11 protein-coding genes are annotated in these 13780 nt (G+C 61.0%); 5 read left to right on the top strand and 6 right to left on the bottom strand.

Going from position 1 to position 13780, the window contains the following annotated elements; genetic code table 11:
* Window positions 1-39: 39 nt before the first annotated feature.
* The 3 genes from ACI77D_RS23850 to ACI77D_RS23840 form a co-directional block, all read right to left on the bottom strand.
* Window positions 40-1152, bottom strand: coding sequence for an ABC transporter ATP-binding protein (locus ACI77D_RS23850; RefSeq protein ID WP_064454380.1), 1113 nt, complete (start codon window positions 1150-1152; stop codon window positions 40-42).
* A gap of 214 nt (window positions 1153-1366) precedes the next feature.
* Window positions 1367-1996: a response regulator transcription factor gene (locus tag ACI77D_RS23845; protein WP_064454381.1), complete on the bottom strand. Its 630-nt coding sequence runs from the start codon at window positions 1994-1996 to the stop codon at window positions 1367-1369.
* Between the two features lie 18 nt (window positions 1997-2014).
* Window positions 2015-4009, bottom strand: a complete 1995-nt coding sequence (locus ACI77D_RS23840) for an ATP-binding protein (protein WP_064454382.1) — start codon at window positions 4007-4009, stop codon at window positions 2015-2017.
* 77 nt (window positions 4010-4086) lie between these two features.
* On the opposite strand from ACI77D_RS23840, the gene ACI77D_RS23835 reads away from it, so the two are divergent.
* Window positions 4087-5061, top strand: coding sequence for an alpha/beta hydrolase family protein (locus ACI77D_RS23835; protein WP_221295759.1), 975 nt, complete (start codon window positions 4087-4089; stop codon window positions 5059-5061).
* A gap of 144 nt (window positions 5062-5205) precedes the next feature.
* Here ACI77D_RS23835 and ACI77D_RS23830 read toward each other — a convergent pair whose 3' ends face one another.
* Genes ACI77D_RS23830 through ACI77D_RS23820 form a run of 3 tightly spaced genes read right to left on the bottom strand, consistent with a single transcriptional unit; the run spans window position 5206 to window position 7674 of the window.
* Window positions 5206-5973, bottom strand: coding sequence for a TerB family tellurite resistance protein (locus tag ACI77D_RS23830; protein ID WP_064454384.1), 768 nt, complete (start codon window positions 5971-5973; stop codon window positions 5206-5208).
* 1 nt (window position 5974) lies between these two features.
* Window positions 5975-6652 (bottom strand): N-acetylmuramate alpha-1-phosphate uridylyltransferase MurU, encoded by a 678-nt coding sequence (gene murU, locus ACI77D_RS23825; RefSeq protein ID WP_262666379.1) that lies wholly within the window; start codon window positions 6650-6652, stop codon window positions 5975-5977.
* On the bottom strand, window positions 6649-7674 hold the full coding sequence (locus ACI77D_RS23820; RefSeq protein ID WP_262666380.1) for an aminoglycoside phosphotransferase family protein: 1026 nt from the start codon (window positions 7672-7674) through the stop codon (window positions 6649-6651). The genes murU and ACI77D_RS23820 overlap by 4 nt, the downstream gene beginning before the upstream one ends.
* Window positions 7675-7804: 130 nt before the next feature.
* Here ACI77D_RS23820 and ACI77D_RS23815 point away from each other — a divergent pair, with 130 nt between their 5' ends.
* Genes ACI77D_RS23815 through rsmA form a run of 4 tightly spaced genes read left to right on the top strand, consistent with a single transcriptional unit; the run spans window position 7805 to window position 13740 of the window.
* Entirely contained in the window at window positions 7805-10630 is a 2826-nt protein-coding gene (locus tag ACI77D_RS23815) for an LPS-assembly protein LptD (protein ID WP_064454387.1), read from the top strand.
* Window positions 10611-11945, top strand: a complete 1335-nt coding sequence (locus ACI77D_RS23810; protein ID WP_064455018.1) for a peptidylprolyl isomerase — start codon at window positions 10611-10613, stop codon at window positions 11943-11945. The genes ACI77D_RS23815 and ACI77D_RS23810 overlap by 20 nt, the downstream gene beginning before the upstream one ends.
* Window positions 11942-12931 carry a 4-hydroxythreonine-4-phosphate dehydrogenase PdxA gene (gene pdxA, locus ACI77D_RS23805; protein WP_064454388.1) on the top strand — a complete coding sequence of 330 codons (990 nt, stop codon included), beginning with the start codon at window positions 11942-11944 and terminating at the stop codon, window positions 12929-12931. The genes ACI77D_RS23810 and pdxA overlap by 4 nt, the downstream gene beginning before the upstream one ends.
* A complete protein-coding gene (rsmA, locus tag ACI77D_RS23800) occupies window positions 12928-13740 on the top strand; it encodes a 16S rRNA (adenine(1518)-N(6)/adenine(1519)-N(6))-dimethyltransferase RsmA (protein ID WP_064454389.1) in 813 nt (270 codons plus the stop codon). The genes pdxA and rsmA overlap by 4 nt, the downstream gene beginning before the upstream one ends.
* Window positions 13741-13780 lie beyond the last annotated feature (40 nt).

Raw genomic sequence — 13780 nt, 5'->3', positions numbered from 1 at the left:
GTTCTCTCCACGTGCAGGGTTGGTGAAGCCATGGGGCGATTAATTCGCCTCTAGAAGTGGGTCGAGTGCGCGAACGTGCTCGACTTGCCAGCCAATCGGTACCACGTCGCCGACCGCCAGGGCCGGGTCCAGCTCGGCAATCGGTTGTTTCACAAAAAAATCGGCCTTGCCGCAGACTTCCAGGCGCACGCGCACGTGGTCGCCCAGGTAGATAAATTCCACCACCCGTCCGGAGAAGCGGTTCACGCAGCTTTCGCTGGAGCCGTTGAGACTCACGCGCTCCGGGCGCACCGAGAGGGTCACCGGGCCGCCAATCTGGCCGACATTCACCGCCAGCGCCTCGACCTTTTCGCCACGCGCCAGCTCCACCACGCAACGCTCGCCGCTGTGGCTGTGCAGGCGCCCGTTGAGGCGGTTGTTCTCACCGATGAAGTTGGCGACGAAGGTGTTTTTAGGTTCTTCGTACAAGGTGCGCGGCGCGGCGATCTGCTGGATTTCGCCTTGGTGGAACACCGCCACGCGGTCGGACATGGTCAAGGCTTCGCCCTGGTCGTGGGTCACGTACACCACCGTCACACCGAGACGCTGGTGCAGGTGCTTGATCTCCATCTGCATGTGCTCGCGCAATTGTTTGTCGAGCGCGCCGAGGGGTTCGTCCATCAGCACCAGCTGCGGTTCGAACACCAGCGCCCGGGCCAGGGCCACGCGCTGCTGCTGGCCGCCGGAAAGTTGCGCCGGGTAACGCTGGGCGAAGGCGTCGAGCTGGACCATGCTCAACACACGTTTGACCCGTTCGCTGACATCGGTCTTGCTCAAGCCGCGCACCGACAACGGGAACGCCAGGTTTTCGGCGACGGTCATGTGCGGGAACAACGCATAGTTCTGGAACACCATGCCGATGTCGCGTTTGTGCGGCGGCACGTTGTTGATCGCGCGCCCGGCCAGCAGGATTTCACCGGCGGTCGGTGTCTCGAAACCGGCGAGCATCATCAGGCTGGTGGTCTTGCCCGAGCCGGATGGCCCGAGCAGGGTGAGGAACTCGCCCTTGCGAATCTCCAGGTTGAGGTCTTTGACGATCAGGTTCTCGCCGTCGTAGCTTTTCTGCACGCCACGAAAGCTGACCAGCACATCATTTGAATCCACCTCGCTCATACCCGCACCTTTGTGTTTTGGACTGCTGTGGCACAAGCGTAGTCCAGGCGCGAGGCCCCGGAAATCGGGGGCCAGGAGAGAATTGCATCAGCAGGATGGAAGCCTGGGGGTAGGGATTGCCCTACAGCGATGGCGGGGATGGAACAGTGTCAGGGTTGCGCCCGCAGGGAACGCTCACGACAGGGCTCAAGGGAGGTCGCAAACAGGCATGTCGTCACAACAGCTTATGTTCCATGGCGTACTTCACCAATTCGGCCAGGGAGGTAATATTGAGCTTTTGCATCAGGCGCGCCTTGTGGGTGCTGATGGTCTTGCTGCTCAGCGCCAGTTGCTGCGCGATGTCATTGACGTTGGCGCCCTGGGCCAGGCGCTCGAACACCGAAAACTCGCGCTCCGAGAGCAACGAATGCAGCGGCCGCGTATCCGTCAGGCCGACTTCAAACACCATGCGGTCAGCCAGGTCCGGGTCGATATAGCGCCCGCCCGCCGCGACTTTGCGAATCGCCGTCAGCAACAGGGCCGGGTCGCTGTCCTTGGTCGCATACCCCGCCGCACCGACTTTCAAGGCTCGGGCGGCCATTTGCGCTTCATCGTGCATGGACAACACCAGGATCGCCGGCGGGTTATTCAGTGCACGGATGCGCGCAATGGCTTCCAGCCCATTCACACCCGGCATCGAGATATCCAGCAACACAACCTCGCACGCCACATGGCGCAAGGTCTCCAGCAACTGCTCGCCGTTACTCGCCTCGCCCACCACTTGCAGGTCTTTGGCCAGGCCGATCAATTGCTTGATGCCTTCACGGACGATGGTGTGGTCTTCGGCTACCAATACGCGAATCACAGGGGTTTCCTCTTATAGTTATGCATCCAACGGCACCCTGACAGTCAAGGTGGTGCCCTCCCCCGGCTCGCTGTGCAGGCTCAGTTGCCCGCCCATCATCAACACCCGTTCGCGCATACCCACTACGCCAAAGGAGACGGGCCGCCCCTGGGACTCAACGAAACCGATACCGTCATCGCTGATGGTCAACTGCAGGTCGCCGCCCTCAACGACCAGGGTCAGCTCGACAGTATGCGCCCGGGCATGGCGCATCACATTGGTCAACGCCTCCTGCAGGATGCGGAACAGGCCGATGGCCTTGGCGTCGCTCAGGGCCGGCAGGTTATCCGGGACTTGTACCAGGCAGGGGATTTGCGTGCGGGCTTCAAAGCGGCGGGCTTGCCATTCGATGGCCGAGGCGATGCCCGCGTCCAGAATCGGCGGGCGTAAGGCGGTTGCCACGTCGCGCACCAGTTGGAACAGCTGGGCGATCAAGCGCTTCATGCTGTTCAGGCGCTCGTTCAAGCCCGGGTCCAATTGCGCATAGGCCAGTTCGCACATCGAGGTTTCCAGCTTGAGCACCGTGAGCATCTGCCCGAGTTCGTCGTGCACTTCGCGGGCGATACGGGCCTTTTCTTCTTCGCGTACGGTTTCCAGGTGGGCGGACAATTCGCGCAACTGCGCCTCGCTTTGCAGCAAGGCGGCCACATAACGGCGGCGCTCGGTCACGTCATTGAGATAAACGACCAGGTATTCGCCATCGGCAAAGCGCAGAAAGCTCAGGGACACATCGGCGGGCAGGACTGTGCCGTCTGCGCGCACGCAATCGGCCGCAAAGTTTTGCGGGCCTTCTTCGCTGGCGCGGGCGCGCTTCCACAGGTTGAGCCAGCGGTCCATGTTCAACGTCGGGTCAAAATCGATCAACGGCCTTTCGATCAATGCCCCTGCGCCATAACCGAGCATGGTTTCGGCCGCAAGGTTGGCATAGCGCACATGACTGTCCCAATTGACCCACAGGATGCCGACCGTACTTTGATCGATGGAAAATTGCGTCAACCGCAAGGCTTCGGCACTGGCGGCGCGCGCGGCACTTTCTTCCCGAGCCGCCAGCAGGCGCTGTTCCAGCTCACGCTGCTGGCGACGCTGCCAGACCACCACGGCGAGACTGGCGATCAGGAACAACCCCAAGAGCAGGCTGAGGTTTTTCCAGAAGGCCGGTGACTCCGACAAACGCGGGTACTTGGGTTGTAACCAGCGACTATGCAGTTGGTCCAGATCGCGGGCGGGGATCGCACGCAAGGCACTTTGCATGATGGTTGCCAGTTCCGGCCATTCACGGCGGGTGGCCACACGCAGCAATTGCGGCAAGCCGATATCCCCCACCACGGCCAGCCCGGCAAACTCTGCCTCGCCGGACAACCGGCTCAGCTGCGCCTCATCCACCACGGCATAACGCGCCTGCTGGCTGACCAGTAATTGCAAGGCCTGACGTTCCATGGGCACGCCTTGCACATTCAGGTTGGGATAGTTGCTGCGCAGGTAATCCGCCACGGCGCTGGGCATGCGCACGGCAACGCGAGACTGCTCATCGAGTTTTTCCAGCTCCACGGCACCGCCGCCTTCGCGGAAACCGACGATATGCTGGGGCACGCGCATGTACGGGTCGGTGAATAACCACAGGCGCAAGCCTGCGGGCGTTTGCTGCAGGCCGGGGGCGATATCCACCTCGCCGTCACGCACGGCGGCTTCCAATTGCTCCTGGCTGGGAAAGTTGCGCCAGGTCAGCTCAATGTTCAGCGCCTTGGCCAACCACTGCATCAACTCGACATTGGCCCCGGACAACCGCTGCAAGCGCCGGTCGTATTGTGCGTAAGGCGCCTGTAATACCAGGCCCACGCGCAACTCCGGATGCTGGGCCAGCCATTCCCGCTGCTGTGCATTCAGTTGCGCCAGTGGTGCAGCAGGCGCAGGCGCGGCACTCGCCATCAAGGCAAAGCACCAACAGCCGATAACCAGCAGACAGCGAAAACCCATGATCCACGTCTCACATCACTGACAAATACTGACCAACCCATTAGGCTGCTGGAATGACTTCTGGCCGGGAATTAACGATGCTCTTTCTCCACCGTTCGGCACTGCCAGCATTGTGCCTGTCGCTACTATTTACCAGCGCCTTTTCTGTACAGGCCGCCGACGCACCTGCGCCCGCCGCCGAAAAACCGGTTGAACGCCAACCCCTGCCCGAGCGCAGCCAGGAAGAAGCCAACGCCCTCGAGCGGCAACTTCCGCAACAGGAACAGCAACAGTTGCAGGCCGGCACCGACTCATTCCTGGCCCTGTGGAAGCCGGCCAACAGCGCCGAGCCCCAAGGTGTGGTGATTATCGTACCCGGCGCCGGGGAAAGTGCTGACTGGCCGCAAGCAATTGCGCCTTTGCGCAGTAAATTGCCGGACGCCAATTGGGGCACCCTCAGCCTTTCGTTACCGGACCTGAACATGGACACCTTGCCGCCACGGGTCATGGAAGCACCCAAGGCAGCGGTCGACACCAGCAGCAAAGAAGGCAGCACCGCCGCCAAACCCATCGAACAAGCCGCCAGCGCCGAAGCTGAAGGGACGGACCCGGCGGTGGTGCCGGGTGCGGAGCAACAGGACAAGACTGACGCCAAGCGCATCTTTGATCGTATCGACGCCGCCGTCGCCTTCGCCCAAACCCAGAGCGCGCGCAGCGTGGTGTTGCTCGGCCATGGCACCGGCGCGTGGTGGGCCGCGCGTTACCTGAGCGAGAAGCAGCCGTCCCAAGTGCAGAAGTTGGTGATGGTGGCCGGCAAGACGCCTGCGGGTCGGCAGCCGAATCTGCAACAACTGGCCCCAACGCTGAAAGTGCCTACGGCGGACGTCTTCTACCAGGACGGCGCCCAGGAGCGCAAAAACGCACTGGAGCGTGCGCAAGCCGCCAAGCGTGCGAAGAATGACGGCTACAAACAGGTGTCACTCAAAACCCTGCCCGGCAATAGCTCGGCCGAGCAGGAGCAGTTGTATCGGCGGGTTCGCGGGTGGCTGAGCCCGCAGGCCGCCAACAATTGATCCTGGCCTGACAACCCAATCAAATGTGGGAGCTGGCTTGCCTGCGATAGCGGGCTGTCAGTGACGATTGCTTAGCTGACACACCGCTATCGCAGGCAAGCCAGCTCCCACACCTATTGGGTTGGCCGCTCCAAAGGGTGGTAGCTATCTGAAATCCCGCCGCTCGCGAATCAATGCATAGGCGTTATGCAGTTCGCGGGTTCGCTCGGTCGCCTCGCGCACTTGCGCGGGGCTGGCGCCAGTGCCGGCAATCTTGTCCGGGTGGTGGCGACTGAGCAGGCGACGATAGGCACGCTTGATTACCGACGGTTCGCTGGTGGCGGTTACGCCAAGCGTCCGCAACGCCTCCTGATAGGCGCCGCTGCGGCTGACCATTGGCTTGCGTTCCGGCGCGTAATCGGAGGCCAGCGCCTGCAACTGTTGCGGCGTCCAACCCAGCCACTTGCCCCATTGATCGATCAGGTCGCGCTCGGCCTCATCTGCCCTGCCATCCGCCCAGGCCATTCGCCAGCACGCACGCAACACGCCTTCCGCCGCATGCGGCTGAGCCTTGAGCACGCGCAGATAAGTGCGCACACGGTCGGACCCGGACTTGCCGCGATTGAACGCGGTAATTGCCCGGCGCCGTGCCGGCTCGCTCATGTCCAGCGAGCGCATCTCCTGGCGCGCCTGCTGGATATGCCCATCCACGACCCGGCCATTACTTTTGGCCAGGCGCCCCAGCAGCACAAACAGCAGTTCGTCGTTACGCAACGCCGTGCGCCCGCCCAGGCGTTCGCGCAATTGCGCCCAACTGTGCAATTGCAGGCGGCGATCCAGTGCCTGCCCCAACAATGCGCCCAACAAGGCCCCCGGAATACTGGCAATGGCAAAGCCAGCCCCGGCACCGATCAGTGTCCCTGGCCACAACATCCTATCGCCCCGCAGTCAGCAAGGTTTCGACCCGCGCCAGACGTTCCAGCGTGCCGACATCAATCCAGCGTCCCGTCATGTGTTCCCCCGTTACCCGTCCTTTGGCCATGGCCTCCCGCAACAGCGGCGCCAACTTGAAGGCTCCGGCGCTGCAACCCGCGAACAACTGGGGGTCGAGCACTGAGATGCCACTGAAGGTCAGGTTATCGGCACCGGGCGCGGCATCATGAAGCACGCCGTCGCTCAAATAGAAGTCGCCGCCCATAGGGGCATGGTCAGGCATGTCGACCATCACCAGGTGGGCAAGCCCTTGCAGCGGCTTGTTGCGCAGGCTGGCGAAGTCGAAGTCGGTCCAGATGTCGCCGTTGACCAGCAGGAAGGGTTCGTCGCCCAGCAGTGGCAGTGCCTTGAAAATACCCCCGCCGGTTTCCAGCGGCTCGCCTTCGGCCGAGTACTGGATGCGCAGGCCAAACTGCGCGCCGTCGCCCAGGTAGCTTTCGATCTGCTGCCCGAGCCAGGCATGGTTAATGACGATATCGGTGAAGCCGGCCTTGGCCAGCGCTTCAAGGTGATACTCGATCAACCGCTTGCCGCCCGCCTGCACCAAGGGCTTGGGCGTGTGCAGCGTGAGCGGACGCATGCGCTCGCCTTTGCCTGCCGCCAGGATCATCGCCTTCATACGCCCGCCTCGGCCGGTTCGCGCAGGCTAGCGAGCAATTCACCCAGCTCATCCAGTTCAGGCCGGTCGGCCAGTACCGCTTCTATATAAGCAAAGAAGCGCGGCACGTCCGCCAGGTAGCGTGGCTTACCGTCGCGATGGCAAATGCGCGCAAAGATGCCGATCACCTTGAGGTGGCGCTGCACACCCATCAGGTCACTGGCGCGCAGGAACGCTTGAAAATCGTCCTGCACGGGGATGCCCAATTGCCCGGCACGCTCCCAGTAACCACGCTGCCATTCGCGCACGCGCGCCTTGGGCCAACTGAGGAACGCATCCTTGAACAGGCAGGTGATGTCGTAGGTCACCGGGCCGTAGACCGCGTCCTGGAAATCCAGCACGCCCGGGTTCGGCGTGCTGATCATCAGGTTGCGTGGCATATAGTCGCGATGCACCAGCACTTTGGGCTGGGCCAGGGCGCTGTCGATCAAGTGATCACTGACGCGCTGCCACAAGGCTTGTTGCCGGGCGTCGAAATCGATACCCAAATGCCGGCGAACGTACCACTCCGGAAACAATTCCAGCTCACGGCGCAACAAGGCGACGTCATAGCTGGGCAGCGGCGTGTCCATCGGCAACTGCTGAAAAGCCAGCAGCGCATCGATGGCATCGGCAAACAATTGATCGGCGTTTTGCTCGTCAATCACGTCCAGATAGGTTTTTCTGCCCAGGTCATTGAGCAAAAGAAAGCCGCGAGGCAAATCTTCTGCATAAATTTTTGGCACATTAATTCCCGATTTCGCGAGCAAATCAGCGATATCGACGAAAGGTTTGCAGTTTTCCTGGGGGGGCGGCGCGTCCATGACGACGAACGTTCGACCGCCACCCTCCCAACGGAAGTAACGCCTGAAACTCGCGTCGCTGCTGGCCGCGGTCAATGTGGCCGGTGGTACGACACCCCAATCCTGAGCGTTGAAAAGGATCGGCAACTGCTCATCCAGCCATACTTTCAGCTGTTGTAAACGTAGATCTTGCTCGGGCATTACAAGGGTCTCCGACGGCGCTAGCCGTCAAGCGGGTCATGCTTTATTATCACGCATCTTTTTCAGACCATCGAGAGGCGTGCGGCCCAAACCGCGGGCAGATGGCACGCAGGAAGCCCGGACTAATAAGATGGCATTGAAATCCCCCGCGTTTCGTAGAAAATTTCCGTTGCTGGTAACCGGCAGTCTGCTGGCCATGCAACCTTTCGCCACCTCATTCGTGGTCGCCGCGGAACAGTATGACTGCTCAGTCTCTGCTTCGGGTGCCTGGGATTGCGCGCCGAAAACCGCCGCAGCCCCGTTGCCACCGCGCCCGGTGCATGACGGTGCAGCCGTCAGCTCGGCCGGCAGTACGGCGCAAGCCGACGCTGGCGGCAGCGGCGACGCTGAACCGAAGACCGCGCTGGTCACCGAAGCCAAGGGCCGTGGCCTGCGTTCGCGCAGCGCCGACTACAGCCACCTGGACTGGGTGCCTCGCGAGAAGCTGACCGCGGCCCAACTGGCCGAAACCGGTCCTTATTGCTCCGGCGCGTACATCGAGCCGACCCGTCCTGGCATGAACGACAAGACGGACAAAAGCGATACGCCGACCTTCATCGGTGCCAAGGCCTCTCGTTACGAGCAGGAACAGCAAGTCGCGACCCTGGCCGGTGACGTCGTCATGCGCCAGGGCAGCATGCAGCTGGAGGCTCAGGAAGCCAGCCTGTATCAGGCCGAGAACCGTGGCGAGCTGAACGGCAACGTTCGTCTGCGCGACAACGGTGCCCTGATCGTGGGCGACCACGCAGAGGTCCAGCTCGACACGGGCGCCGCCCAGATCGACAACGCCGAATACGTACTGCACAAGTCGCGCATTCGCGGTAGCGCGCTGTACGCCAAGCGTGCCGAGAACGCGATTATCCGTCTCAAGGACGGTACGTACACCACCTGCGAGCCGGACAGCAACGCCTGGCAGATCAAGGGCAACAACATCACGTTGAACCCGGCCACCGGTTTCGGTACGGCGACCAACGCGACGTTGCGGATCAAGAACATCCCGATCCTGTACACCCCATACATCTATTTCCCGATCGACGACCGTCGTCAATCCGGCTTCCTGCCGCCGAGCTTCAGCACCGGTGGGGAAACTGGCTTTACCCTGATTACGCCGTATTACTTCAACCTGGCGCCAAACTACGACGCCACGTTGTACCCGCAATACATGACCAAACGCGGCTTGATGATGGAAGGCGAATTCCGCTACCTCACCAAGACCAGCGAAGGTCAGTTTGGCGGCGCGTACCTGAACGACGACAGCGACGAACGGAAAAAGCAGAGCGACTACGAAAAAACTCGCTACATGCTCAACTGGCAGCATAAAGGTGGGCTGGATTCGCGACTGACGACCCTGGTCGACTACACCAAGATCAGCGATCCGTACTTCTACCAGGATCTGAAAACCAACCAGGAAGGCGTTCAAGCTCAGGACTTCGTGAACCAACAGGGCGCCTTGACCTATCGCGGCGACTCCTATCAGGCGCGCTTGAACGTCCAGTCTTATCAACTGGCGACCGTTTCGCAGATCACCCCGTATGACCGACTGCCGCAGCTGACCTTCAACGGTACGCTGCCTTACCACCCGGGCGGCTTGGACTTTGCTTACGAGACCGAGGCAGTGCGCTTTGACCGGGATCTTGAGACCGGCAATTACACGGAAAAAGACGGAGGCCCGTTCAATACGCCACCGTTGGCGAATGGCACCCCTCGCCTGGACACTTACGTATTTGGCTTGAACCGCGCCAACGGCACGCGTCTGAACCTGGCACCAAGCATGTCCCTGCCGATGACTGCAACCTACGGGTACATTACGCCGAAGCTCAAGTACGTCTACACCAAGTACGATCTTGACCTGGACAGCACTGGCAAGGCTGACTTGGTAACCAATAGAGGCGGCGCCTCGCAGTTGGGTGAGAGCTTCAACAGTTCACAGGATCGCGCAGTCCCTATCGCCAGTATCGACAGCGGCCTGTATTTCGACCGCAATACCCAATGGTTCGGCGAAAACTATCGCCAGACCCTTGAACCGCGCATGTTCTATCTCTACGTCCCAGAGACAGACCAGAAAGACATTCCGGTGTTCGACACCAGCGAAAACACGTTCAGCTACTCCTCGCTGTTTCGGGATAACCGTTTCTCCGGCTCGGACCGTATCGGCGACGAGAACAAGCTGTCGTTTGGCTTGACCAGCCGCTGGATTCAAGAGAACGGCTTTGAACGCCAACGGGCATCCATCGGCCAGGCGGTATATTTCAAAGATCGTGAAGTGCAACTGCCTGGTATCGATGCCAAGACACGCGATGACGCTCACTCGAACGTTTCGCCAATCGCCTTGGAATACGAATTCCGCTTCAACCATGACTGGCGCGCTACTGCCGACTACAACTGGGACCCGGAGAGCCGTTCCCCACGTTCCGGCAGCGCAATGTTCCACTACCAGCCGGAAGACAACCCGAACAAGGTTGTTAACCTCGGTTATCGCTATCGCAACGACCAAGTGGTTTATAACCAGTTGACCGGTAAATACCAGTTTGGCGGTGACTACGGCACACCTGGCACCGCTAACTACGTGAAGGATTACTACAAAATCCAGCAACACGACTTCTCGATGATGTGGCCGATCATTCCCCAGTGGAACCTGATCACCCGCTGGCAGTATGACTATGCCCGCAACCGCACCCTGGAAGCCTTCGGTGGTTTCGAGTACGACAACTGCTGCTGGAAACTGCGTGTGATCAACCGTTACTGGGTTTCCAACGACGAATACACTCAGATCGCCCCGCTGAACGAAAAGGGTGACCACGGGCTCTTCTTCCAGATCGTCCTTAAAGGACTCGGCGGCCTGACCGGCGCCAAGGTAGAGAGCTTCCTCGACAAAGGCATTGAAGGTTATCGTGAACGTGAAGACCAAGCTTTCTGATTGCGTGCGCCCGCTGGTGCTGGGCGCGCTGTTCCTGGGGGCCGCATCGGCACACGCTGCGGTTCAACAGCTGGACAAAGTTGTGGCCATTGTCGATAACGACGTGATCATGCAGAGCCAACTCGACCAACGGGTCAAGGAAGTTCAGCAAACTATCGCCAAGCGTGGTGGCGGCGTGCCGCCTACCAGCGTGCTCGATCCACAGGTGCTGGAACGCCTGATCGTCGAAAACCTGCAACTGCAGATCGGCGATCGTTCCGGCATCCGTATTTCGGATGAAGAACTGAACCAGGCAGTAGGCACCATCGCTCAGCGCAACAACATGAGCATTGACCAGTTCAAAGCTGCTCTGGCCCACGACGGCCTGTCCTATGAGGACGCCCGTGACCAGATCAAGCGTGAAATGATCATCAGCCGTGTGCGTCAGCGCCGTGTGGCCGAGCGGGTTCAAGTGTCCGAGCAGGAAGTGAAAAACTTCCTGGCGTCGGACCTGGGCAAGATGCAGCTCTCCGAAGAGCTGCACCTGGCCAATATCCTGATCCCGACACCGGACAGCGCCAACGCCGAGCAGCTCAATGCAGCTGCCGCAAAGACTCAGGCCGTTTATGACCGTTTGAAAGCCGGCGCTGACTTCGCCCAGACGGCAATTGCCGTCTCCGGCAGCGACAACGCCCTGGACGGCGGTGATATGGGCTGGCGTAAAGCCGCTCAGTTGCCACCTCCGTTTGACCGTGAACTGAGCGCCATGCAGCCGGGTGAAATTACCCAGCCAGCACGCACACCGGGCGGCTTCATCATCCTCAAGTTGCTGGAAAAACGCGGCGGCGAGACCTCGCTGAAAGACGAAGTGCATGTTCGTCACATCCTGGTCAAACCAAGCGAAATCCGAACCGAGGCGCAAACCAAGGAACTGGCCCAGAAGATCTATGACCGCATCGAAGGCGGTGAAGACTTCGCCACCTTGGCCAAGAGCTTCTCGGAAGACCCGGGTTCGGCCCTCAACGGTGGCGACCTGAACTGGATCGACCCGAAAGCGCTGGTGCCGGAGTTCCAGGACGTTATGGCCAAGACCCCGCAAGGCGTTCTGTCCAAGCCGTTCAAGACTCAATATGGCTGGCATGTACTGGAAGTTCTTGGCCGCCGCGCGACCGACAACACCACCCAGGCCCGCGAGCAACAAGCCCTGAGCGTATTGCGTAACCGCAAATATGACGAAGAGCTGCAAACCTGGTTGCGTCAGATCCGTGACGAAGCCTACGTGGAAAACAAGCTGCCAGGCGCCGAGCAAACAGGCACCGACCAGGCAACGAAGTGAAACCACAGCGTTTCGCGGTCACACCCGGCGAGCCGGCCGGCATTGGTCCAGACCTGTGCCTGCTCCTCGCCTCGCAACCCCAGCCACATCCCCTGATTGCCATAACCAGCCGCGACCTGCTCCTTGAGCGGGCCGCGCAACTGGGTGTGGCCGTCACGTTGCTGGACGTGGCGCCGGGCAATTGGCCTGACCTGCCGGCCCCCGCAGGCAGCCTGTATGTGTGGGACACCCCGCTTGCGGCCAAGGTCGTTGCCGGGCAACTGAACAAGGCCAATGCGGCGTTTGTGCTGGAAACCCTGACCCGTGCCGGCCAAGGCTGTATCGACGGCGACTTCGCGGGCATGATCACCGCCCCTGTGCACAAGGGCGTCATCAACGACTCCGGTATCGCCTTTTCCGGCCATACCGAATTCCTCGCCGAACTGACCCACACCGCTCAAGTCGTGATGATGCTTGCCACACGCGGCCTGCGCGTGGCCCTGGTGACCACGCACCTGCCGTTGCGCGATATCGCCGATGCCATCACCGCCGAGCGCGTGGAGCGCGTCACGCGCATCCTGTATACCGACTTGCAACAAAAATTCGGCATTGCCCAACCCCGAATCCTGGTCTGCGGGCTTAACCCGCACGCCGGTGAAGGCGGCCATTTGGGCCATGAAGAAATCGACATCATTGAACCGACATTAGAGCGTCTGCGCCAAGAAGGCATGGACCTGCGTGGCCCACTGCCTGCGGACACTCTGTTTACCCCCAAATATCTGGAGCACTGCGACGCAGTGCTGGCGATGTACCATGACCAGGGGCTGCCCGTACTGAAATACAAAGGCTTCGGCGCCGCAGTCAACGTGACACTGGGCCTGCCGATCATCCGCACCTCCGTCGACCATGGCACTGCCCTGGACCTGGCGGGCAGCGGCAAGATCGATACCGGCAGCCTGCACGTGGCCCTGGAAACCGCCTATCAGATGGCCGAGACCCGTATATGACCGAGCATTACCAACACCGGGCGCGCAAGCGCTTCGGGCAGAACTTCCTGCACGACGCCGGCGTGATCGACCGCATCCTGCGCTCCATCCATGCCAAACCTGAAGACCGCCTGCTGGAAATCGGTCCGGGCCAGGGCGCACTGACCCAAGGCCTGCTGGCCAGTGGCGGTCAACTGGACGTGGTTGAACTGGACAAGGACCTGATCCCGATCCTCAACCAGCAGTTCGCAGGCAAGTCCAACTTCAACCTGCACCAGGGCGACGCGCTGAAGTTCGACTTCAACAGCCTCAATGCCGCGCCCAACAGCCTGCGGGTGGTCGGCAACCTGCCTTACAACATCTCCACACCGCTGATTTTCCACCTGCTGAACAACGCCGGGATCATTCGCGACATGCACTTCATGCTGCAAAAAGAAGTGGTTGAGCGCTTGGCGGCGGGGCCTGGTGGTGGTGATTGGGGCCGTCTGTCGATCATGGTTCAATACCATTGCCGCGTGGAACACCTGTTCAATGTTGGCCCAGGCGCGTTTAATCCGCCGCCGAAGGTCGACTCGGCCATCGTGCGCCTGGTGCCTCACGCCGTACTGCCGCACCCGGCCAAGGACCACAAGCTACTGGAGCGGGTGGTGCGCGAAGCGTTCAACCAGCGCCGCAAGACCCTGCGCAACACGCTCAAGGCGCTGCTGAGCAACGCTGAGATCGAAGCCGCCGGCGTCGATGGCAGCCTGCGCCCCGAGCAACTGGACCTGGCCGCGTTCGTGCGCCTGGCCGACCAGCTTGCCATCCAGCCTGCGCCAACCGTGGACTGAAGCCTGCCATGCATGGGCCAGACAGCATGTCTGGCCTAGT

It is taken from the genome of Pseudomonas sp. O39 (genome assembly GCF_045447295.1).
Lineage (GTDB): Bacteria > Pseudomonadota > Gammaproteobacteria > Pseudomonadales > Pseudomonadaceae > Aquipseudomonas > Aquipseudomonas antarctica_A.
This window is presented reverse-complemented; position numbering and strand designations above follow the sequence as displayed.

Bases quoted from the DNA above. Each gene is read 5' to 3' on its own strand.
- ACI77D_RS23835 (WP_221295759.1), top strand. From the start codon at position 4,087: ATGCTCTTTCTCCACCGTTCGGCACTGCCAGCATTGTGCCTGTCGCTA.
- ACI77D_RS23820 (WP_262666380.1), bottom strand. From the start codon at position 7,674: ATGCCCGAGCAAGATCTACGTTTACAACAGCTGAAAGTATGGCTGGAT.
- murU (WP_262666379.1), bottom strand. From the start codon at position 6,652: ATGAAGGCGATGATCCTGGCGGCAGGCAAAGGCGAGCGCATGCGTCCG.
- ACI77D_RS23850 (WP_064454380.1), bottom strand. From the start codon at position 1,152: ATGAGCGAGGTGGATTCAAATGATGTGCTGGTCAGCTTTCGTGGCGTG.
- ACI77D_RS23840 (WP_064454382.1), bottom strand. From the start codon at position 4,009: ATGGGTTTTCGCTGTCTGCTGGTTATCGGCTGTTGGTGCTTTGCCTTG.
- ACI77D_RS23815 (WP_064454387.1), top strand. From the start codon at position 7,805: ATGGCATTGAAATCCCCCGCGTTTCGTAGAAAATTTCCGTTGCTGGTA.
- ACI77D_RS23830 (WP_064454384.1), bottom strand. From the start codon at position 5,973: ATGTTGTGGCCAGGGACACTGATCGGTGCCGGGGCTGGCTTTGCCATT.
- rsmA (WP_064454389.1), top strand. From the start codon at position 12,928: ATGACCGAGCATTACCAACACCGGGCGCGCAAGCGCTTCGGGCAGAAC.